The organism is Chryseobacterium sp. G0201, from assembly GCF_003815655.1.
In the GTDB taxonomy this organism is placed as follows: domain Bacteria; phylum Bacteroidota; class Bacteroidia; order Flavobacteriales; family Weeksellaceae; genus Chryseobacterium.
Genome location: NZ_CP033917.1, coordinates 3,912,260 through 3,935,412 on the forward strand (window position 1 = coordinate 3,912,260; position 23,153 = coordinate 3,935,412).

Sequence of the window (23,153 nt, forward strand, 5' to 3'; positions counted from 1 at the left end):
TTTTTTGTGATAATATATTAAACTAAGATTCGGTCTTTAGTAGTCCATAGTTCACCGGAGCAGGTTCTTTTCCGAATAAACACGAAAAAATGTTTTGGAACTCATGGATATATTTACATTTAATTGAATTTCCGTAGATTTTTAAACCTTCTACGATCTTTCTGGAATTCAGGTCGATATCATATTTAATGAACGTTTCCGGTCTTTCATATCTGATACGCTGTTCAGAGCTGTATGTTCTTGAAAAACCGAATTTCTCCAACCATTCTTCAGTGATCTGAATAGGTGTAATAGAGTCTGCCGGAACAGAAAAACTGTGAATGTCATTCTCTATTTTTACAAAATAATCTTTTTCATTATCCTGGAATATTTCAGTAATCGTAAATATCTGATTTCTGTATTCCACTAAATTTTTAATTTTAAGATCTACAACGTTCATAATATTTTGTGTTAGGGTTAAAAGTATATTGAAAGTGATTCTTGGTACAGTTATGTTTACAAATATTATGCCTTACACTATAAATATATTTAATCTTTTTAATAATTAAACGTTAATATTTTTCGTAAATAATTAATTATATGTTGATTACAATAACATAAAGTCATTTTTAAACCAAAAAGTATGGTACTTATGTGGTATGTTGTGTGTTTTTATTGTCGGGAAAATCTATCAATAGTAAGTGAAAAAGCAATGATAATAGAGAAAATAAGGAAGGAAATGAAAAATTTCCAAGAAGTTGCGTGAAGAATGTACCCTGTACCGCTTCCCAAAATACTTGAACCAAAATAATAGAAAAGCCAGTAAATAGAAGTTGCAGAAGACTTTCCTTCTTTAGCACGTAAAGCCGTCATCTGGCTCGCCATCGTATGTGCTGCGAAAAAAGAAAGCGTAAATAATCCAAGCCCGAAGATTACAATATAAATATTCTCGGAAAGTAAAAATAAAATTCCGGCGATCATCAATAGGATAGAACCTTTTAGAATATTTTTTCGATCTGTTTTCTTTGATAATCTGCTCGTGATCATCGTTCCGAAAACCCCGAAAGTATACATCAAAAATATAAAAGCAATCAAAAAATGATTCAGTGAAAACGGTGCAGATTCCAGACGGAAAGTAAGATAATTATAAACGCTCACAAAACTTCCCATCAGCAATGCCGCAATAAAATACAGACGAAGCATATAAGAATCGGTAAGAAATCTCCTCATTTGCTTTATTTTCAGAGAATAATCTGTTTTTTGAGGATTAAAAAACTTTGAATCCGGGAAAAATTTCCAAAAAAGTAATCCTAATAGTAAGCTTTCAATTCCGATGATCAAAACGGCGTTTCTCCATCCCAATTCTCCGGCGATGATTGTCGCCAAGATTCTTCCGCTCATCCCACCGATGGTATTTCCGCTGAGATACATGCTGATGGCCAGAGCAACTACAGAAAGTTCAACTTCTTCTGTCAAATAGGCCAGAGCAACTGAAGAAACTCCCGAAATCACAAAACCTTTTATTACACCAATCGTGATTAATAAAGGCAGACTTTGAACCCAACTTGAAATAATTGTCAACACAGCAGAAGAAAGTAAAGAAAATATCATCAGTTTTTTTCTCGAATAGCTGTCTGCTTTAAAGGCGAAAAAGAATAATCCCAAAGCCATTCCTATCGTAGCCGACGAAACGAGAAGTGAGCTGTCGCCAACAGTTGTATGAAAATGTTCTGCAACCATTGGAAGCAAAGGCTGAAAAAGATAAAGCTGGGCGAATACGGAAAGCCCCGAAAGGAAGATACAAAGTTTTATATATTGGAAACGTTTACTCTTTTTATCTGCTTTTTCAGGGGTGCTCATGACTTTTTAGGATTAAAACTCATTTAGAAGGTACATTCTTGATGAGTTTTATAAAGTGTAAATTTCCTGATATTTTTTTAATTTCTAAAACGCTTTATTTCGATAATATTCATCGCTGAAACCGATTTAGAACTAAATATTTTCTTGAATATTGATCGTTTGCAAAGTATTGATGTATTCCGAAGGCGTAATTTTTTCAATTTGCTTAAAAACACGATTAAAAGTTGACTGATTAGAAAATCCCGCCTCTGTATAAATATACATTAAGGTTACTTTCTCAAGGTCATTTTCATTCAGCATTTTTTTAACGCAGTTGATGCGGTGAATATTGAGATAATTATTAAAATTTGGAAAACCATGCTGTCTTATCGCTTTTGAAATATACGTGCTGTTAACTTCCAGTTCTGTAGACAGTTTTGAAATATTGAAATTAACATCTTTATAAGACAGTTTTTCTGTCATCATATTTTCTATTTTCTCAAATAATTCATCCCCAAATGCTGTATCTTTTTCTACAGATACGGTTATTCTCGGTTCAGATTGCTGTTTTTGTTCAATTTCATGATGAATTTCTTCTCTTCTGATTTTGTCTTTAAAATAAATGATCAATGCAAGCACAGCAACATTTGAGATCACCAAAAAAGTATCCGTCAGTTTCACATCTTCTTTTGAATGCTCCTGAAAATTAAAATCAAAATTTTTAGAAACCAAATAAGCTAAAATGATATTAATGAGGATAAAAATACTGTAAATAACCACATATTTCCTGTTAAAAAATACATACGCAGCCAAAGGAATAGGCATAAGCCACACGAAACTTGCTACAGAATTATTCCAAAAAGCAAGCATGATAAAGAAATTATATAGAGACGCAAGAATAATATACGTGTGAACCAGAATATTTATAGAATAATTTTTACGGATAATAAAATAAGAATATGACAGAAAAAATGCACCGACATAAAGATACAATGAGATTATTTTATCCGGAATAAGAAACGTAAAAATAAGAGCATATAAAAAAAGTACAACCGACATTAACATGACATAATAATGCACGAGATCTTTTTTGTGTTTCTCTATTTTTTGAAGTTTTATAGGATCTGTAATTATCATTTGTTGTTTAAAATATTACTTCATAACAGCTATAATTATTTTTTTATAAGTCAAATCTAAGAATTAATTGTGTTAAATCGTTGATTTTAAATGAAATAAATAATGTAAGCTATTTTCAGGGGTTCATTGATGTGTTTAAAATTTGATTTATTGAGGCTGATAACTTTGCATCAGTTCTTAATCAAGAATTTTATTAGTACAAAGATAAAAAAGAGTTAATAAAATAAAACAATATCTCTGAAATTGTACTCATTATAAATTAGACACAAATAATATATTATAAAACATGAAGAAATTAAAATTATCTCTTTTAAGTTTAGCATTGAGCTTTTTTTCAATAGGAACCTATGCGCAAATAGGAATTAATACAGAGTCTCCTAAAGCAACTTTAGACGTTGTCGGAAAACCTGATGTGGCAACTTCAGCAGATGGAGTAATTGCTCCAAGAATGACGGGAAATCAGCTTAAAGCAAAAGATGATGTGTATCTTGCGGCACAGACTGGTGCATTGGTATATGTGACACAGGCGGTAGGAACTCCTTCTGTGAAAACGGCCAAGGTTGATAAGCCTGGATATTACATGTTCAACGGAGAAACCTGGAAATTTGCTTTTGGAGGAAGTGACACTGATATTACAATTGGTGAACTGGTTTATTACCACGGAAGTATTCCTGCAAACACCTCGGGAGCAAACATTTTAGCGAGTACTTATCTTACAGATCTTCCTGTATTGGGAGGAGTTTTAAGACTTGACGCTCAGTTCGACGGGAATTCTTCAGGAACCGGAGCAGCAACTACTTTTAACCCGCGTCTTTACAATATTGGAAGCTCTGATATGAAAATCTGGGTTTCGGAAATGTCTACCCATACGGGTGATTCAGATAACGGGAATATCAAGCTGTCACCGGGGGCTTACAGACAGTTTGACGACGGGGTTTATCTTACGCAGACTCACAATGAAACGGTAACTTTTGATATCACGATTCAGGAGCCGGAGCCGAGATGGTACAGGGTATACTATGCTTTCAGAGTGGATAATAAATCTACTACAGGCACAAGTAATAATACAACATCAGATACCAACACAGCCGACAATACAAGGGAACTGTTTTTATCAGTACAAAGATTATATTAATTAATTTGATTGATTTTAAACAGGTTTTGATTCTACAAACACACAGGAAAAAATTATATAATAAAGAGAGGCATCTGTTCTCTCTTTATTTATTTATTTTTAAACTTTACTATTATTAAATATTAATGAAAAATTTTATTTTTTTTAAAATTTAAATATGTCTAAATTATTTTTTTGATTAAAAGTGCTAATTCATTATCATTGCATTAATAAAAATGTACACAAATGATAGAAGATTTTCCATTCTATTTATCTCTTATTGTAGCAATTGTATTGCTCATCATGCTGGCAAACAAAATAAAGGTGGCTTATCCCGTATTGCTTGTTATTGCAGGTTTGATAATCAGTTTTATTCCCGGAATTCCGATGATTCATATTGATCCTGAGCTTATTTTTATTATATTTCTTCCTCCTTTATTATATGAAGCAGCTTGGGCTATCTCATGGAAAGAATTGTGGAAATGGAGACGTATCATAGGAAGTTTTGCTTTTGTGGTGGTTTTTCTTACGGCCATTTCTGTCGCATTTTTTGCGAATTATTTTATACCCGGATTTTCTTTAGCGCTTGGATTCTTGTTGGGTGGAATTGTTTCTCCGCCAGATGCAGTAAGTGCCAGTGCAATTTTAAAATTTGTAAAAGTTCCGAAAAGAATGTCATCCATTCTGGAAGGAGAAAGTTTACTGAATGATGCTTCTTCATTAATAATATTCCGTTTTGCAATGATTGCGGTCGCTACAGGGCAATTTATTTGGTCTGATGCAACTTTAAGTTTTTCTTGGATGCTTGTAGGAGGTATCGGGATAGGAGTATTAATTGGCCTTATTTTTATGAAATGCCATAAATATCTTCCCACCGATGCCAATATGGATACGATTTTAACCATTGTTGCTCCTTATGTCATGTATATCGCTGCAGAAGAAGTTCACAGTTCAGGTGTGTTGGCTGTTGTAAGTGGAGGATTGCTTTTATCCAATAACAGACATCGTTTTTTAAGTACAACATCTCGTTTGCGAGGCCTCAATGTTTGGGAAAGTCTCTCTTTTGTTTTGAATGGATTGGTATTTTTATTAATAGGTTTAGCCTTACCAGAAATTACCTCAGGTCTTGAAGGAGTTGGGCTTTCAGATGCTATCGTTTATGGATTAATGGTAACTGCTGTATTGGTTGTGGTAAGGATTTTATCGGCTTATGGCGCTGTTTTGGTCACTTTAGTTGCCAGAAATTACATCAATGTAGCAGATGCAAGAAGCCCGGGATTCAAAGCTCCTGCAATTATGGGATGGACGGGAATGCGCGGAGTTGTTTCTCTGGCAGCGGCTTTATCGATACCTACTCATTTGTATGAGGGCGGACCTGCATTTCCACAGAGAAATTTAATCTTGTTTATTACTTTCATTGTTATTTTAACAACGCTTTTGGTGCAGGGGCTTACGCTTCCTTATCTAATCCGGAAAATTGAACTGCCCAATTTTGATGATTACTTGCCTGATGAAGAAGCTGAATATCTGATCAAAAGACAAATGGCAAAACATACTGCAGATCATATCACGAATAATCATTCCGAAATATTGGGTAGAAGTACCTTCCTAAAACAGATTCATGAAAATCTGAAGGGAAAAGCAAATGTTGAGACAGAAGTAAAGTTAACTTCGGAAGTAAGGGATGTTTATCTGGATGTTTTAAGCGCGCAGAGATCATGGCTTCTTGATCAAAAGCATAATGATGATGTTAACGAAGATGTTATCAAAAAATACCTCATGAAAATTGATCTGGAAGAAGCGAGAATACTGCTGATTCATTAAATTTTAATCGTTGATGATTGTTAAAAGTCTCTGCAGGTATTCATTTTCTTTTACAACTTTATTATAAGACTGTCTTACATATGCTGGTGAAAGCTCATAGTTTTCCGGCTTTGAATGGATGTCTTCATTTTCGATATATTGATTGAGGTGAAGGGTGTAGTCTTTAATATATTTATTGATTAATTTTCGTTTTATTTTGCAGATCGTATTATTCTTTATTTTGTGTAAAGAATTAAGAATAAAAGATTTATCTCCATGGAAATTAATTACGTTTGCTACAAACGAAAGATTATGCGTATCCTGTAAAACAGAATGTTGTTCATTTTCAAAAATCATGATGTGGTAAGAGTTTTAGTGAGTCAGTAATGTTTTCAAAACACGGTAAGCACTTGAGATCAGCAGACGGGTATTGAAAATGATTTTTTCAATGTCAGAATAATCTTTTTTCGTGATGAAGTAAATTTTAAGGGTTTCATGATATTAATATTTAAAAGTGTGTAAAAAATAAGGTATTAACTTAATTTTATATAAAATATTTCACTTCAAAAACCTAACCAAAATATTTACATTATTTCAAAAATATTAAAAATTTGTAACAAAAACCCTTATTAATGTATTATTTTACCTAAAACTTTAATTATTGTTGTGATTTTTGTGGTATGTAGTTGTTATTATTTGATAAAGAGTATTTTTTCAATTCTTAATTATTTCTAGTAAGTAATAATTTCAAAAAGATATTAATTGAAGCTAAAGTAGCGTGTAATTAATTACTTATAATAATTTTCTGATTAAAATTTTATCATTTCGGTACTTGTTTTGATAATAATACTAAAACATAAAATGAAAAAAGAAAATTTTAACCACTTATTGGGTAAATCACGCCATGAAATTATGCAAGAACTTGGAGATGGTTTTAATTATTTTAATAGTGAAATCTGGACTTATGAAGTAGGAAAAACATGGTTTGGCCAAAAAATTATTCTATCGCTTATTTTTAAAGATGAAAAAGTTTCGGAATTAAATCTCACCAAACGCTTCGGAAGATGCTAAAATCTATAAATTTGTAATTCGCTTCTTATGAAAATTATTCATCGCTAAAACCGATTTACAAATATGGAACTCAGACAAATTCGTTATTTTCTTAAAGTTAAAGAACTGCTAAATTTTACGGAAGCTGCAAATCATTTGTATATAAGCCAGAGTACACTTTCACAGCAGATCAAACAGCTTGAAGACGAGTTGGGTATTCCATTATTTAATAGGATAGGGAAGCGTATTGAGTTAACGGAAGCCGGAGCAGTTTTCTCAGAATACGCAGAAAAAAGCTTGCTGAAATCACAGGAAGGCTTTCTGGCTTTAAAAGATTTGAAAGATCTGAAAACCGGTGAACTTACAATTGGGGTAACTTATGGAATGCGTTCTACTTTAATCGGAACTCTTATTAGGTTTTCCGTAGAATATCCGGGAGTTAGGGTAAATATTGTTTTTGGAACGACTTCGGAATTGATTGAAAAATTATCTCATCTCGACCTTGATTTTGCACTTACTTTTGCTGAAGGCAACAAAGAAAAGATATTTAATTATATTCCACTTTTTACTTCACGGATGACTTTAGTTGCAGCGAAGAACTCTTACCTTACAAATAGGTAAAGTATTACTTTGAAAGAAATCACTAATTTGCCTCTTGCATTGCCTACAAAAGGCTACAGCACAACAAAATTTGTTACAGAAGCTTTTGAAATCAGTAATTTGTCTCCCAATATTTTAATTGAAATTAATGATATTCCTACCTTGCTTGAGCTTGCAAAAAGTGGGAATTGGTTTACTATTTTGGCGCAAACAACAGTTACCGAAAAAGATGATCTGCTTACCATTCCAATAAAAGGTAAAAATATGATTCGTACGGCAATGCTTATCTCTCTGAAAGATGCCTACGAAAAGAAAGCAATGACTGTTTTCTATAAATTTCTTATTACTGAGTAATTACAATTTTTTCAAAACTATTTGAATTATTACTGAATATTAGCGCTTTTTCCCAAAATAGAACAGCGCCGATTGCTTTTTTCATTGTGTTTTAATATTTTCAAAAAATATTTCTAATATTTATTTATCACTAAAAAATGAATTTTATTGTCTAATAATTGTTATGATTGGTTAATATTTTAAATATTTAACTATAAAAGGATTATTTATTTATATAAAATTACTATTTTTACTATAAATGATAAACAAAAATTTCGACATATGAAAAAAACAGTACTATTTATTGTAATGGCTATTTCAGCTTTTACAATTCAAACTTTCGCTCAAGTTGGTATTAATACTTCTTCACCAGCAGCAACTCTTGATCTTACGGCTAAAAACCCTACAGGAACCACATCTAATGTAGATGGTGTTCTTATTCCTCGTGTAGACAGACAAAGAGCGCAGAGCATGGCAGCGGTTCCTACTTCAACACTAATCTATGTAAATAATGCTGCTACAGGTTTACAGGATGGAACAGCTGTTAATATTGACGCAGAAGGTTATTATTATTTTAATGGCTCTTTGTGGGCCAAGCTTAATCCTTCGATTTCTACAACTTCATTTGTTAATATTTATAATACAGATGGCACTCTTTCCGGAAATAGGATTGTTACCCAGGCTGCTAATACTTTATCATTTACAGGGACTGCGACTAATGCTTTCTCGGTAGATGGAACTACATTATCAGTAGATGCGGCTAATCACAGGCTTGGTATAGGAACAACAACACCAGCAACAAAGTTTCATGTAGAAGGAGCTGAGGTTAGGCTTACTAATGCTACTTCTTTATGGGGACTTGATCCTGAAGGAACAGCGCCTACTTCTCAACTCAGTATTATGGATCGTACAAATAATGTTCGTCGTTTAATATTACAGCAAAACGGGAATGCATATTTGGGAGGTGGTATAGCTTCCGGTGGCACAAATGCAACGATAAGTGCCGTTGGTGGAAATGTAGGGATTGGTGCTGTTGCGGCTCCTACAAATACATTAGATGTAAATGGGACAACTCGAGTGAGAACAATTACTGCGGTATCTGGAGCAACAATTGTAACTCCTGTATATTCTGATGCCAATGGTGTTTTAGTAAAAGCATCTCCTTCTCCTACTTATGGCGGTGTTAATTCTAATTCGGTTAACGTAGCCAGTGGTGCTACCGGTGTTTTGATCTCCGGTTTAATTGATGGAGGAATCTACAAAATTTTTGTTTCAAATGGTGATGCTTGTGGAGATGCTTCTGTAGCTGAATATTATGTGACAAATTTTTCTGCTAACAGTTTCTTTTCTATTAATGGATTGGGTGGACTTTTAGCTAGTGGTGTTGCTAATAAATCTCCTGCCTTTACTCAAACAAACAGAAATATTATCGGGACTGTTTGGACAGGGAAAGTTGGTTGTTCGGGAGGAGATAACTCTACTTCTCTTAATTATACATTAACAATTCCTGCAGCAGGAAGTATTAACGTTACTAATAACGGAAACATTACTAAAAGCTACACCATAGTTGCAACAAGAGTTAACTAAAATAATTTTCCTATTAACTTCCCTCGTAAATTGGATCATTAAAAAATATCAATTTTTAAGGCATCTCTTAGATTCTAATATACACAAATACAAACCGGATATCAGTATCCGGTTTTTTTATCTATTAAAATAAAAAACCTTCCAAAAAAATGAAAGGTTTAATAAAAATTGACTGTATATTGAAGTGTAATTCAATCGTTATTTATTGTTTTTAAGCCATTGTAAACGTCTTTCATCGGGAAAATGTTGCACCTTGAAATTTTCAAAAGTTGCATTGAAGCCATTCCCGTCCGGGCACGCAGCCATTAAACCAACCATCACAGGAGTGTTGTCCTGCAAATGAGCATTACGCATCATGATATAGTTTTTATCATCAAAAGAATAAAAAACCTCTACGGCATCAAGCCTTCTTACAGCTTTTATCCAAACTGTGGGAGGCGTTTTGTCTAATGTGATCACACTCCAGTCGCTTGTTGTATGAGTGACAACGGTGCTAAGGTTATATTTACCATCCACAAACTCAACTCCGGCTTTAATGTAATTATCTTTATCAATTCTCAGCATTAATCCCATTTGGTCAAACCTTGCCTTATAGTTTCCTGTCATTTTTACTTTTGCTTCAAATTCTCCACCATAAGTAGTATAATAAAAAGGGGCATCATCTACAGTAAAGCCATAATGCGAAATTCTCCAGTAATCACTTTGAGGGGTAACAAACATTGATAAAGTGTTGTTTTTAATTTCCCATTTTTCAGGCTCGTTGAACCATGTCATTTTTTCTAACGTCTGAGCAAAACTTTTCTGTGCCAATAGAAGCACGCAGAAACTTAAAATTATTCTCTTCATTATCTTTCTTTATCGGTATAACTGAGTGTAAAGTATTAATTTAGCAAAAGTAAAATTTTAACGTAGATTCGTCAATACTTATAAATAACCATTTATGGAGATCTTAGATACGCTTAACAAAACATTGCTTAACAAAAATGGGAGTAACTGTCTGTTGGATATTGAGGTATATAAACAACAGGCATCAATGTATTCTCAGATTGAAAATGTGGTTTCGGTGTTGAGTGATATGCAGGCGAACAAAAGTTATGTTTATACTTCAAAATCCACGTTGGAATTAGGTTTACATTTTATAGAGAATCCAATAATTATAGATTCAATTTGGGAAGAAGAGATCTTAAAGAAGATACATCCCGATGATAAACTGAAAAAATACATCCATGAATTGCGTTTTTTTAAATTAATGGATTCGCTTAAACCTGAAGACCGCATTAATTACAATGTAGTATCCAGAATCAGGATGAAAGATAAAAACGACGAATACAGATTTGTGCAGCATCGTATGTTCTATACCTATTCGCCTTACAACAATAAGCTGAGGTTTGCACTTTGTCTGTACAGTATTGCCTTAGATCAGTCGATTCTTTTGCCATCAGATTTTTTAATTATAAACTCTACAAAAGGAGAAGTGGTAGTTGAAGACAAATTAAATTATAAAAACATCTTATCTCAAAGAGAATTAGAGGTCTTGAAATTTGTAGGTGAAGGTTTTACTAGTAAAGAAATTGCAGATTTCCTTTTTATAAGTGTAAATACCGTCAGTCGACATCGCCAGAATATCCTTGAAAAACTGAACGTAAAAAACTCGATTAAAGCAATTAATGATAGTTTTTATTAAGTCTAAAATAAATTTTTATTAAATGGCTTTTTCGTTGAATAAATGCGTGATTATTTAGTAAATAGTTAAATATTTCATATTTAAGTGATATATTTGCGAAAGGGGTCGTTTTTTTTTGTTTTTGATAGGGTTTTATATTTTAATTTCATTAATTTTAGGTAAATGAAAAGACTTTTTCAGATATGTTAAGAAATATTAAAATGCTGTAAAAAATGTGAAATATGTTGATTTTCAAACTATATGATTAAAATATTATATGCATAATAAATTTTAATTGAAAATTCAAAGTTAGCGATGTGAAATAATCATATATTTGTTCTTTAAACAGCTAACAAAATTAAGGATGAACATTAACTTTACAACAGCCACATTTAGGGATTTTGAGAATATTCCAGATTATAATATATCTCAAAGAGCGGAAATTTTTTATGAATTTTTAGAGTACATGAAGTCCAACGGGCACATGAATTACAGATTGAAAAATACTACAGGAACAAACTCTTTAGTTCATGTAAATATTGCCAATCAGGATAGAGAATATGTAAGTTTTGTTTCCAGTGATTATTTAGGATTTACACAACATCCGAAAGTAAAACAGGCCGCAATTGATGGAATTGAAAAATATGGAACCGGAACAGGAGCAACACCACTTATCGGAGGATATTTTGATTATCATAATGATCTGGAAAAAAAGATTTCTTCTTTTTTTGGAAGAAATGAGGAGGAAGCAGTCGTTTTTACTACGGGATATACGGCTAATAGCGCTACATTGCAGTGTTTAATGCAAAAAGAGGATATCGCTATTTTAGATATGGCAATACATGCAAGTGTGCATGAGGGGTGTGCTTACACGAATAAAAAGACCTTTCCTCATAATAATTTAGAAGCTTTGGAACATATTTTGAAGACTTCAGAAAACCTTTATCGTACAAAACTCGTAGTTATAGATGGAGTGTATTCACAAGATGGGGATACTTCGCATGTAAAAGAGATTTATGCGTTAGTAAAAAAGTATAATGCTTTTTTAATGGTAGATGATGTACATGGAGTAGGGATTTTAGGAGAAACGGGAAGAGGAACGCTTGAAGAAGCCGATCTATTGGATAAAATAGACATTATTACGGGAACGTTTAGTAAGACTTTCGGAAATTTGGGGGGATATGTGATTGCAGATAAAAAAATAGCGGCAATTTTGAGATTCCAGTCTAAACAACAGATTTTTTCTGCAACGGCACCGCCTTCTTCTGCAGGAATTATTAAGGCTATTGAACTAATTGATGAAGAGCCGATTTGGAGACAGAAGCTTTGGGAAAATATTAATTATTTCAAAAAAGGCTTAGACGATTTGGGTCTGGATACAGGAGTTACACGTTCTGCGATCGTTCCGGTTAAAATTGGAGATCCTTATGTAACGGGAGACGTTGGAAGACTACTCATTGAAAGAGGGATTTATACAAACCCTATTTTATATCCTGCTGTTCCTAGGAAAGATGCTCGTATCAGAATGAGTGTAATGGCCAGACATGAAAAAGAACATCTTGATAAAACGCTCAATGCGTTTGAAGATATAAACAAAAAATTGCATATTGCAAAAAAATAAAATAATACTAGTATTATGCCCAGAAAAGTTGTTCAAGGTCCCATCAGGGACAAAGAAAAAACTAAACAGAAATTACTTGCCGCAGTTGGTAAAATTTTAAGAGTAAAAGGTTACTCTGGTTTAAAAGTAAGTAAGATCGCAGCCGTTGCAGGTTTCGACAAAAAACTTATCTATGAATATTTTGGAAGTACTGATAAGTTGATCGATGAATATATCAAATCTCAGGATTATTGGACAAAATTTAATCAAAATGTAGAAGTTGATATTTCAGACGGAGGTAAAGAATTATCTAAAATAGCTTTACTTAACCAGTTTGATAGCTTGAAGAAGAATAAAGAACTTCAGAAGATTATTCTTTGGGAACTTTCAGAAAGTAAGCCAATTCTTAGAAAATTAGTAGAGCAGCGTGAAGAAGTGGGAGATATGTTGTTTCAGCATATTACAGACCCTCACTTTGGCGAAAATGCGACTAGATACAGGGCAATTATGGCGTTAATTATTTCTGGAGCATATTACTTAAATCTTTATACAGGTTACAACGCAAACAAATTTTGCGGTATTGATATGAAGACTGACGAAGGTAGAGCAGAAATCGAAAAAGCTATTGTTGAATTGATCGACTTTGCTTACGAAGATAAAAAATAATATGTTTGAAGTTTTCCATTTGTACAAAAGCGGGATTATATGAAATTTTGAAAATTTAAATTTTCAAATTAGAACAATATTTCTTATTTTTGACCAATGGAAAATTTCATCGTATCTGCAAGAAAATATCGCCCACAAGAGTTTGACACGGTTGTTGGGCAATCTCATATTACAGATACTTTAGAACATGCAATTGAAGAAAATCAGTTGGCTCAGGCTTTACTGTTTTGTGGACCTCGAGGCGTTGGTAAAACTACATGTGCCAGAATTTTGGCAAGAAAGATCAACGAAAAAGACGGTTCCGTTTCAGAAGATGGCTTTGCATATAATATCTATGAATTAGATGCTGCTTCCAACAACTCTGTTGATGATATCAGAGAGTTGATAGATCAGGTGCGTTTTGCTCCTCAGGTTGGTAAATACAAGGTATATATCATCGATGAGGTACACATGCTGTCTTCTGCTGCCTTCAACGCTTTCCTTAAAACGCTGGAAGAACCTCCTGCGCATGCAATATTTATTTTGGCAACCACAGAAAAGCATAAAATTATTCCAACAATTTTATCGCGTTGTCAGATATATGATTTCAAAAGAATTGTGATTGAAGATATTCAATCGCACCTTAGAACTATTGCTCAGAAAGAAAGTATTCAATATGAAGATGATGCTTTATATTTAATCGCTCAAAAAGCCGATGGTGCTTTAAGAGACGCTCTTTCTATATTCGACAGGCTTTCTACATTTTCTCAGAAAAATATTACATTGGCAAAGGCTGCCGAAGTGCTTAATATTTTAGATTACGATCAATATCTTAATATTGTAGATCTTGCTAAGGAAAATAAAATCCCGGAAGTACTTTTTGCTTTTAATGAAATTGTAAAAAAAGGTTTTGATTCTCATATTTTCATTGCAGGATTGGGAAATCATTTCAGAGATCTTATGATGGCTCAAAATGCTTCTACAATTGATTTAATCGAAGTAGGAGAGAAAACAAAAGCCAAATTTGTAGAGCAAGGCCAAAAATGGAACGCTCAACAATTAATAGACGGTATCGAGATTTGTAATCATGCCGATATTAATTACAAGAACTCAAAGAACCCAAGACTTACGGTAGAGATTGCGTTAATGCAATTGTCCTCATTGACGGCTAATGCTGACGTTTCTAAAAAAAAAAGTTCTTAATACTAGCTCCCTTCCTTCATGAAAAGATTGAAGTAGCAATTCCGCAAAAGATAGAGGTAAAGAAAGAAGAAAAGGTTGAAAAACCTGTGATTTCTAATGAACCTCAGGAAGTTGTGATTAAAAAAACTTCCAAACCTTTATCCAGGCAAGGATCTTCTTCCGGTTTCAGTATCAATTCTTTTATGAATAAAGAAGAGAAGGTAGAAAAAAAGGAAGATAACACGCTTGCCACAAAAACTGAAGATCTTCCACAAAATCATTTTACAGAAACCGATCTGCAAATGGAATGGAATTTGCTATTGAAACAACTGCAATCCAAGAATACATTTGTTTTTAATGCTATTAAAGCTTTTAAATTAGTTAAAATAGACGAACATAATATTCAGGTTTCTTATCCTTCAGACTCTGCAAAAGTGGAATTTGATAAAATAAGCGGAGAATTTTTCAATCATTTCAAAAGAAAAGTACATAATTATTCTATTGAAATTGAGTACAAAAGAGACTTCGAAAGCCTTAAAATTGAGGTTGTTACGACTAAGAAGATATTCGAAAAGTTCATTGAGAAAAATCCTTTACTGAAAGATCTTGATGATTTAATGAAGTTTGATTTGTCATAATTTTATATATTTGTCAAATAATTTTGGTTTAAATAACTTTTTGACAAACACAAATTATAAATTTAAATAGCTGAAAATAGAAGATTCACAACATAAAAGTGGAACAAACAATTTTACATAAACCTAATTCTAAAAACCTTTTTGGTTTTGCAACTGCTGATTTCTTTAGCAGTTATTTTGGTTTGTCTTTTAGCTATCTTAGAAATTTTGGAACGTATTATCGATTTTATTGGTATTACTAACTAAATTTCTTTCTCAAAAAAATACAAGGAATAGATTGATTTTCTATCACAATTCCTAATCCCACTAAATTTTTTTAACGGCATTTTTTGAAAGAAATTATAAAGTAAATTTTATAATAACATCCCTATTGATATAAACATTAAAAATAAATATATAAATTAACGATATGAATTTAAGTGACTTAAAAAACGACTGGATCAATGATTTCCCACAACCAATGATGATCGCAGGACCATGTAGTGCAGAAAGTGAAGCACAAATGTTGGAAACAGCAAGGAGAATTAAAGAAACAGGTGCACAGGTTCCTATTTTCCGTGCAGGAATTTGGAAACCCCGTACAAAACCGAATGGATTTGAAGGAGTAGGAGTAATCGGTCTAAACTGGTTAAAGAAAGTAAAAGAAGAATACGGTTTCAAAACGGCTACTGAAGTTGCGAATGCGCACCACGTTTTTGCGGCGTTGGAAGCTGATGTTGATATCCTTTGGATCGGAGCACGTTCTACTGTGAATCCTTTTACAGTTCAGGAAATTGCAATGGCTTTGAGAGGAACGAATAAAACAGTGTTGGTTAAAAACCCCGTAAACCCAGATTTGGCTTTATGGATCGGAGCGCTAGAAAGACTATTAGGACAAGGAATTGAAAATCTTGGAGCAATACACAGAGGTTTTTCTACATACCAAAAAACAAAATACAGAAACAACCCGAACTGGCAGATTGCATTAGATTTCAAGAGTCAGTTCCCGAATATCCCAATGTTGATCGACCCTTCTCACATCTGCGGAAACAGAACAGGTTTGGCAGGTATTACTCAGGAAGCAATGAACGTTGGTTACCAAGGTGCAATCATTGAATCTCACTGCAATCCTGATGAAGCTTGGAGTGATGCTTCTCAACAAATTACACCGGAAGTTTTAGCTGAATTGATAGGAAATTTAAAAATCAGAAACTCCGGATTGGCAGGTTTCGATGGTGAAATGGGAAGACACAGAACATTGATTTCTGATCTTGATTTCCAATTGATCGAGCTTCTTTCTCAAAGAATGAAAATTTCAGAAAAAATAGGTAAGCTTAAAAAAGAGAATGACATCGCAATCTTCCAGCCGGAACGTTGGAAAGTCATTACAGAATACGCTACTCAGAAAGCAAAGGAAACAGGTATGTCTCAGGACTTTATTGAGAAAGTTTTCAAAGCGATTCACGAAGAATCTATTGAGGTGCAGAACAGCATTATGATCGATAGAAAATAGTTAGCAGGAAATAGATTTTAGGGCTTAGGGTTTAGGGAAATTAAGATGAAATATTTTTAATTATTTACTAAATCCTAAGCCCTTTTTTCTAATTCCTAATTCCTTATATTTGCACCCAGTAATATATATGAAAGGAAAAATCATTAAATCTACAGGAAGTTGGTATCAGGTTTTAGAAATGGAAACCGGTAAAATTTTCGAGGCCAGAATTCGAGGCAAATTTAAATTAATTAAAACCAGACTTACCAATCCGCTTGCTGTAGGAGACTTTGTGGAATTTCAGTTGGAACAGGATGATGTCGCTTGGATCACAAAAATAGAGCAACGACGAAATTATCTAATCAGAAAATCCGTTAACCTTTCAAAAGAAGCGCACATTATTGCTTCCAATATTGATGTAGCCTGCTTTATTTTTACCTTAAAACATCCTGAAACATCTCTTGGTTTCTTAGACCGGTTTTTGGCATGCTGTGAAGCGTACAATATCGAGCCTTTACTTTTGTTCAATAAAATGGATGTTTTAAATGAACCTGAAATCGAATTGGTAAAAGATATCGAGTTTGTTTATCAGGACATCGGGTACAATACCTTGGAAATATCCTCTTATTCTCAATTAAATCTAAACGATTTACAGGAACTTCTAAAAGACAGAACTTCTGTTTTCTTTGGCCATTCCGGATGCGGAAAATCAACTTTGGTGAATGCTTTGCAGCCAGGTTTGAATATCAAAACTTCTGAAATATCAGACACTCATCTTAAAGGAAAACACACGACTACTTTTGCCCAGATGCATTTCTGGAATTTTGGTGGAAATGTTATTGATACTCCCGGAGTCCGTGAGTTTGCAATGATTGATATTGAAAAAGAAGAAGTACAACATTATTTCCCTGAGATATTTAGAAAGAGAAAAGAATGTAAATTTCACAACTGCATGCATATTAATGAGCCAAAATGTGCTGTTCTTGATGCATTGGAAACAGGGGAAATTCAAGAAACCAGATATTCTACTTATATCAAGTTGATGGACGAAGCGGAAGAATTGTCTCAAAAATAAATTTACTTAATAATAACAAAATATAATATATCCTGTTTAAAAATAATTAAACAGGAGTTTAACTATGTCATAATGTTTAGGTTGAGTGTTCTTTTTGGGGAATATTAGCCATAAAAAAACCCAGCCGAAGCTGGGTAAAAACTAATAACCATGAAAACTCAAATTAAACATGAGAATCGGAATAGAATAAACAATTACTGTGCCAATATTTGTTCGCTATTTCTTAATAAAAGTTATTTTTATGTTAAAAAAAAATTAAAATTAAAATCAAAAATATTTTTCGTAATTTTGCGCCATTAAAAAAATATACATTTATGTCTAACATTACATTCACTATGATTAAGCCTGATGCAGTTGCAGATGGACATATCGGTGCTATATTAGGTAAAATTGCAGAAGGAGGTTTTAAGGTCAAAGCTTTGAAATTAACTCAACTTACTGTTGCTGATGCAAAAAAATTCTATGAAGTTCATGCTGAAAGACCTTTCTACGGAGAATTGGTAGATTTCATGAGTTCTGGACCAATCGTTGCTGCTGTTCTTGAAAAAGATAATGCTGTTGAAGATTTCAGAACATTGATCGGAGCTACAAACCCGGCTGAAGCTGCGGAAGGAACTATCAGAAAGATGTTTGCAAGAAGCATCGGAGAGAATGCTGTTCACGGTTCAGATTCTAACGAAAACGCTCTTATCGAAGCTCAATTCCATTTTTCTGGAAGAGAGATTTTCTAATTAAGAATTTTCTTTTTTACAATAAAAAATCCAGAAATTTTTTTCTGGATTTTTGTTTTTTATGCCATACTGTCATATTGTTGACCGATTTTAAAGATTATTTTCAACGGCGCCTACCTTTTCTCGAAATAATTCGATCGGTTTGTCCAGTAAAACGGCAATTACTGTCATATTTTTGTCAAGCCTTTCTCTTGGAATGTCAATATAAATAATTCCTGGCTTGTCACTCCAATATAATTTGTTGTAAGATCTATAATTAACCAAAGAACCTTCCCCTACAATTCTGATTCTTGCGATTCCATTTTTTATTCCTTTTAAAGCAATTGGTCCGGTGGGAGTTCCTTCCACAAAAAGATAAAGCGTCTGTTTGTCTTTTGAAAGGACACTATTTCCGGAATAATGCCCGTTTGGCAAACCTTTTTCTGTTTCTAACAGAACTTCGGCATTTTTGCTGATCCAATTAATGGTTTCAATATTGGTTTTTGATGATTTTGGAAGTTTCATATCCATTCCGTCACTTGTTAATCCTGAATTATTAAAAATATTATTTCCAGCATGAAGCTGTTCAGCGATTTCGAAGGTAGCAGATTTAGAATTTTTATCCTCTAAAATTTGATTGAGCGAAAGGTTGTCCTTTTTTATAATCTTTGAAAAGGTTATTTTGTCATTAAAATCCAATTCAACAACCGTTACATCCTGATCAAATTTGACATTTGAAAAACTGATTGTCACATTTCCGTTATTGTCAGCTCTAAAATTGACTTTCCCATTATCATCTCCAACAATTTTTGCTGATTTTGGCATAGAATTTAAACCGTAAACCTTTATGAAATCTTTCGCTTCTTCCAAATAAAGGAATAATTTTTTTCCGTCTTTTGACATCGCAGATTTACCTTTATAATTATCAAAAGGCAATCCGTGTCTTGTTCCGTAAATAGCGTCGGGATGTTTTGAAGTCCATCTTGCTAAATTTTTTAAAATTTCAACTTGTTCGGCTGGAATTGTTCCATCAGCTTTCGGACCAATATCCAGCAATAAATTTCCGCCCATACTGATCACGTCTGCCAATGTTCTCACGATCATATTTGGCGTTTTATAATTCTTGTCAAAAGGCTGATAACCCCACGCATCATTCATTGTATAGCATAATTCCCAATAGTCACTTTGAGGATTTATAACCGGAATTCCCTGTTCAGGAGTTTCGTAGTCACCATGAGTATTTAGCCTTGAATTGATGATAATATTAGGATTGTATTTTCTTAAATTTTCTAATGTTTTCGGCGCCTGCCATTCTTCCGATGAATGCTCCCAATCACCATCAAACCATAATAGATCAGGCTTAAATTGATTGGAAAGATCATTGAGCTGATTTTGATAATAATTGACAAAATTTGCCCAACGTTTGGGATCATTTTTAATCTCGTATCGTTTTTTTGTTTTGGTATTGTTGTCGTAATAAGAATGGCTCCAATCGGGAAGAGAGTAGTATAGACCTGTTTTTAAACCTGATTTTTTAAGTTCTGAAATAAAAGGCGCCAAAACATCTTTTTTAGCTAAAGAGTTTTTAGGAATTGTTGTCGCTTTTTCAGCTTTAGAATCCCAAAGAGAAACTCCGTCGTGGTGTTTTGTGGTGATGACAGCATATTTTGCACCGGAATCTTTAATTAATTTTACCCATTCATCCGGTTTATATAGTGAAGCAGAAAAGCCATCAAGTTGCTTCATGTAATTTTCATGATTGATATAATTATTGAAAAAAGACCATGATTCTGCAATTCCATCAACCGAATAAATCCCCCAATGAATAAAAATTCCCAGTTTGGCATCCTGAAACCATTCCATTTTTTTGTTTTCGGGTGATTGGGTCTGAGAATGGAGAGTACCGGTTGCCAAAATTAATCCTAATAAAAATGTCCGAGTAATTTTACTTTTCATCTTGCTTGTTTTACCGACTAAAATAGGAAAACTTGATAATATTTTCTTCACGGAATTTAATTATTATGTTAAACATAAAGAGTATTCTAATTTTTGAGGTTAATATTTGAAATTATTACACCTAAACTTATTTTTTAATGTATTATTTTTATATTTCTACTAAAAACTAAATCATCAAATTAAAATATATGAAAATGACAACAATCGTGTTAATTGTCACAGCCGTATTAACAGCTCTGATAGCGGGGCTTTTCTACGCATATTCCTGTTCTGTAGTTCTGGGATTAGGAAAATTATCAGACGCTGAATATCTTAAATCTATGCAGTCTATTAACCGGGAGATATTAAATCCTGTGTTTTTTGTGAGTTTTATGGGAACTGTAGTTCTACTTCCGGTTTCTACATTTATGTATCGGGCACAAAATCCCGTTTTCATTTTACTTCTTTTAGCAACAATCGCTTATTTGATAGGAGTATTTGGAGTGACAATCGTTGGAAATGTTCCTCTAAATGATCAATTAGACAAGTTTGATATCGTAAATTCTACAAAAGAAGGAATAAAGCAAATGCGTGAAAATTTCGAAAACAGATGGAATTTTTTAAACAACATAAGAACCGTATTTTCTGTAATCAGCATACTTTTAGTGGTTTGCGCCTGCGTTTGGAATAAAGTTGAATAAAGATTTATTTAACTAAAAAATTTTCTATTAAGTATAAATACTTAACGAAAATTCAGTGTTTTTACGGATGTTTTTAATGAAATTAATGTAGATCTTTACATCAGAATTACAAAAGGAAGTTTAAACACTAAGCTTTAAAAAACGAAAACTAATAACCATCATAAGCTCAGATTACAGAGTAAGAAAGGCAGCCCTAAAGCTGCCTTTTTCTTTATTTAAAAACTAAAATAATTAAATTTTTAAAAGCTCAATGGTTCTTTCAGGGCTATCTGCCGAGAAAACTGCATTTCCTGCAACCAAAACATCTGCTCCTGCTTCGAAAAGTTTTGAAGCGTTATCAAGGTTTACACCTCCATCAATTTCAATTAGAGCGGTAGAATTATTGCTTAAAATTAAATCTTTCGTTTCAGCAATTTTCTTGTAGGTATTTTCGATGAATTTTTGTCCGCCAAATCCTGGATTTACACTCATTAATAATACAAGATCAACATCAGCGATAATATCTTCCAACATCAAAACCGGAGTAGAAGGGTTTAAAACAACGCCTGCTTTTGCTCCCAAACTCTGAATATGATGAATCGTTCTGTGAAGATGCGTGCAAGCTTCATAATGCACAGAAATAAGATCAGCACCATGATTGATGAATTCTTCAACATACTTTTCAGGTTCTACGATCATCAAATGTACATCTACAAATTTTTTGGCATGCTGTTGAACAGTTTTCATCACAGGAAAACCGAATGAAATATTAGGTACAAACCTTCCATCCATCACATCCACATGGAACCAGTCGGCCTGAGAGTTATTCAACATCTCAATATCTCTTTGCAGATTCCCAAAGTCTGCAGATAAAAGGGAAGGCGCAATAAGCTTCGTTTTCATTTTTACTTTTTACTTAGATATTAGAGGTTAGAAATTAGATATTAGACAGCAGGGCGTTAATTTTTGAGACTAACTTCTAATTTCTAATATCTAACTTCTTTTTCTTAATGATATTTCAACTTCATTTCCGGTTTTATTTTCAAAATAGTTTCGTAGATCAGTTTAATTACATTTCCTACGTCTTCTTTAGAAACCATTTCCACGGTTGTGTGCATGTAGCGCAAAGGTAAAGAAATTAAAGCACTCGGAACTCCGCCGTTGGAGTGCGCAAATGCATCAGTGTCAGTACCGGTAGCTCTGCTTGCTGCCGCTCTTTGAAAAGGGATTTTTTTAGTTTTTGCAGTATCAATAATCAATTCTCTGATCAAGTGATGTACGCTTGGTGCAAAGAAAACAACTGGTCCGTCACCACATTTTTGGTCACCTTCTTTTTTCTTTTCGATCATTGGAGTGGTCGTGTCGTGGGTAACATCTGTAACAATGGCGATATTAGGTTTGATAGTATCTGCAATCATATCAGCTCCATACAAACCAACTTCTTCCTGAACGGAATTGGTGATATATAAACCAAATGGAATCGTTTTTTTGTTTTCTTTTAAAAGTCTTGCCACTTCAGCGATCATGAAACCTCCGATTCTGTTGTCTAGAGCTCTACAAACGAAGTAACGGTCATTCATTTCGAAGAATTCGTCAGGGTAAGTGATCATACAGCCAACATAAATTCCCATTTCTTCAACCTCTTTTTTGGTAGTTGCTCCACAGTCGATAAAGATATTTTCAATCTTTGGAATAGGTTCATTTTGATTGGTTCTTGTATGAATGGCTGGCCATCCGAAAACGCCTTTTACAATTCCGTTTTCTCCGTGGATGTGAACCACTTTTGATGGTGCAATGGTCTGATCTGAGCCTCCGTTTCGGATCACATAGATCAATCCGTCATCTGTAATGTAATTTACATACCAAGAGATCTCATCAGCGTGTGCTTCAATAACTACTTTAAATTCGGCATCGGGATTAATTATTCCATAGCAGGTTCCATAATGATCTACTTCAATTTTGTCAACATAAGGTCTGATATAGTCCATCCAGACTTCCTGTCCCTTGTGTTCATATCCGGTTGGCGATGAAGTGTTTAAGTATTTTTCTAAAAATTTCAAAGATTTCTTCTCAAATTTCATAAAAAGGAATGATTTTTGCGTTTAATTTTTG

General features: G+C 33.4%; 21 protein-coding genes and 1 pseudogene. 14 read left to right on the plus strand and 8 right to left on the minus strand.

The genetic code is table 11. The features are described 5' to 3' along the window. Nucleotides 1–22 precede the first annotated feature (22 nt). The 3 genes from EG348_RS17460 to EG348_RS17470 all read right to left on the minus strand — a co-directional run bounded on the left by EG348_RS17460 (nucleotide 23) and on the right by EG348_RS17470 (nucleotide 2,955). Entirely contained in the window at nucleotides 23–439 is a 417-nt protein-coding gene (locus EG348_RS17460) for a hypothetical protein (RefSeq protein WP_123984250.1), read from the minus strand. Nucleotides 440–651: 212 nt separating this feature from the next. After that, nucleotides 652–1,839 carry an MFS transporter gene (locus EG348_RS17465; RefSeq protein ID WP_123984251.1) on the minus strand — a complete coding sequence of 396 codons (1,188 nt, stop codon included), beginning with the start codon at nucleotides 1,837–1,839 and terminating at the stop codon, nucleotides 652–654. A 132-nt stretch (nucleotides 1,840–1,971) separates the two neighbouring features. Then, nucleotides 1,972–2,955 (minus strand): helix-turn-helix domain-containing protein, encoded by a 984-nt coding sequence (locus EG348_RS17470; protein ID WP_123984252.1) that lies wholly within the window; start codon nucleotides 2,953–2,955, stop codon nucleotides 1,972–1,974. A 286-nt stretch (nucleotides 2,956–3,241) separates the two neighbouring features. Between EG348_RS17470 and EG348_RS17475 the strand changes: the two genes are divergently transcribed. Further along, on the plus strand, nucleotides 3,242–4,090 hold the full coding sequence (locus EG348_RS17475; protein ID WP_123984253.1) for a hypothetical protein: 849 nt from the start codon (nucleotides 3,242–3,244) through the stop codon (nucleotides 4,088–4,090). Nucleotides 4,091–4,315: 225 nt separating this feature from the next. Further along, complete coding sequence (locus EG348_RS17480) at nucleotides 4,316–5,893, plus strand: Na+/H+ antiporter (protein ID WP_123984254.1); 1,578 nt, start codon at nucleotides 4,316–4,318, stop codon at nucleotides 5,891–5,893. A 3-nt stretch (nucleotides 5,894–5,896) separates the two neighbouring features. Here EG348_RS17480 and EG348_RS17485 read toward each other — a convergent pair whose 3' ends face one another. Further along, nucleotides 5,897–6,229, minus strand: coding sequence for a hypothetical protein (locus EG348_RS17485; RefSeq protein WP_123984255.1), 333 nt, complete (start codon nucleotides 6,227–6,229; stop codon nucleotides 5,897–5,899). Nucleotides 6,230–6,733: 504 nt separating this feature from the next. Between EG348_RS17485 and EG348_RS17490 the strand changes: the two genes are divergently transcribed. From EG348_RS17490 to EG348_RS17500, 3 genes and pseudogenes are all read left to right on the plus strand, one after another. Further along, the gene (locus tag EG348_RS17490; RefSeq protein ID WP_123984256.1) at nucleotides 6,734–6,943 is read left to right on the plus strand and encodes a hypothetical protein; all 210 of its coding nucleotides are present in this window, start codon (nucleotides 6,734–6,736) and stop codon (nucleotides 6,941–6,943) included. A 63-nt stretch (nucleotides 6,944–7,006) separates the two neighbouring features. Next, nucleotides 7,007–7,876 (plus strand): annotated as a pseudogene (locus tag EG348_RS17495) (LysR substrate-binding domain-containing protein). 261 nt (nucleotides 7,877–8,137) lie between these two features. Beyond that, complete coding sequence (locus EG348_RS17500; protein WP_123984257.1) at nucleotides 8,138–9,442, plus strand: hypothetical protein; 1,305 nt, start codon at nucleotides 8,138–8,140, stop codon at nucleotides 9,440–9,442. A gap of 198 nt (nucleotides 9,443–9,640) precedes the next feature. On the opposite strand, the gene EG348_RS17505 is transcribed toward EG348_RS17500, so the two are convergent. After that, on the minus strand, nucleotides 9,641–10,288 hold the full coding sequence (locus tag EG348_RS17505; protein WP_123984258.1) for a DUF1349 domain-containing protein: 648 nt from the start codon (nucleotides 10,286–10,288) through the stop codon (nucleotides 9,641–9,643). Nucleotides 10,289–10,382: 94 nt separating this feature from the next. On the opposite strand from EG348_RS17505, the gene EG348_RS17510 reads away from it, so the two are divergent. The 8 genes from EG348_RS17510 (at nucleotide 10,383) to EG348_RS17545 (ending at nucleotide 18,447) form a co-directional block, all read left to right on the plus strand. Further along, on the plus strand, nucleotides 10,383–11,126 hold the full coding sequence (locus EG348_RS17510; protein ID WP_123984259.1) for a response regulator transcription factor: 744 nt from the start codon (nucleotides 10,383–10,385) through the stop codon (nucleotides 11,124–11,126). A gap of 343 nt (nucleotides 11,127–11,469) precedes the next feature. Then, nucleotides 11,470–12,726: an aminotransferase class I/II-fold pyridoxal phosphate-dependent enzyme gene (locus tag EG348_RS17515; protein WP_123984260.1), complete on the plus strand. Its 1,257-nt coding sequence runs from the start codon at nucleotides 11,470–11,472 to the stop codon at nucleotides 12,724–12,726. 15 nt (nucleotides 12,727–12,741) lie between these two features. After that, complete coding sequence (locus tag EG348_RS17520) at nucleotides 12,742–13,371, plus strand: TetR/AcrR family transcriptional regulator (RefSeq protein ID WP_123984261.1); 630 nt, start codon at nucleotides 12,742–12,744, stop codon at nucleotides 13,369–13,371. 96 nt (nucleotides 13,372–13,467) lie between these two features. Beyond that, a complete protein-coding gene (dnaX, locus tag EG348_RS17525; protein WP_123984262.1) occupies nucleotides 13,468–14,553 on the plus strand; it encodes a DNA polymerase III subunit gamma/tau in 1,086 nt (361 codons plus the stop codon). 86 nt (nucleotides 14,554–14,639) lie between these two features. Continuing rightward, nucleotides 14,640–15,170, plus strand: coding sequence for a hypothetical protein (locus EG348_RS21930; protein ID WP_228414775.1), 531 nt, complete (start codon nucleotides 14,640–14,642; stop codon nucleotides 15,168–15,170). Nucleotides 15,171–15,579: 409 nt separating this feature from the next. Further along, the gene (locus EG348_RS17535; RefSeq protein WP_123984263.1) at nucleotides 15,580–16,662 is read left to right on the plus strand and encodes a chorismate mutase; all 1,083 of its coding nucleotides are present in this window, start codon (nucleotides 15,580–15,582) and stop codon (nucleotides 16,660–16,662) included. Nucleotides 16,663–16,789: 127 nt separating this feature from the next. Then, on the plus strand, nucleotides 16,790–17,716 hold the full coding sequence (gene rsgA / locus EG348_RS17540; RefSeq protein ID WP_123984264.1) for a ribosome small subunit-dependent GTPase A: 927 nt from the start codon (nucleotides 16,790–16,792) through the stop codon (nucleotides 17,714–17,716). Between the two features lie 314 nt (nucleotides 17,717–18,030). Beyond that, the gene (locus EG348_RS17545; protein WP_123984265.1) at nucleotides 18,031–18,447 is read left to right on the plus strand and encodes a nucleoside-diphosphate kinase; all 417 of its coding nucleotides are present in this window, start codon (nucleotides 18,031–18,033) and stop codon (nucleotides 18,445–18,447) included. Nucleotides 18,448–18,537: 90 nt separating this feature from the next. Here EG348_RS17545 and EG348_RS17550 read toward each other — a convergent pair whose 3' ends face one another. Continuing rightward, complete coding sequence (locus tag EG348_RS17550) at nucleotides 18,538–20,382, minus strand: alpha-L-fucosidase (protein WP_123984266.1); 1,845 nt, start codon at nucleotides 20,380–20,382, stop codon at nucleotides 18,538–18,540. Nucleotides 20,383–20,576: 194 nt separating this feature from the next. Between EG348_RS17550 and EG348_RS17555 the strand changes: the two genes are divergently transcribed. After that, nucleotides 20,577–21,062, plus strand: a complete 486-nt coding sequence (locus EG348_RS17555) for a DUF1772 domain-containing protein (RefSeq protein ID WP_228414776.1) — start codon at nucleotides 20,577–20,579, stop codon at nucleotides 21,060–21,062. A 231-nt stretch (nucleotides 21,063–21,293) separates the two neighbouring features. Here EG348_RS17555 and rpe read toward each other — a convergent pair whose 3' ends face one another. Next, nucleotides 21,294–21,944: a ribulose-phosphate 3-epimerase gene (gene rpe, locus EG348_RS17560; protein ID WP_123984268.1), complete on the minus strand. Its 651-nt coding sequence runs from the start codon at nucleotides 21,942–21,944 to the stop codon at nucleotides 21,294–21,296. Between the two features lie 104 nt (nucleotides 21,945–22,048). Next, nucleotides 22,049–23,122, minus strand: a complete 1,074-nt coding sequence (locus EG348_RS17565; protein ID WP_123984269.1) for a M42 family peptidase — start codon at nucleotides 23,120–23,122, stop codon at nucleotides 22,049–22,051. Nucleotides 23,123–23,153: the final 31 nt, after the last annotated feature.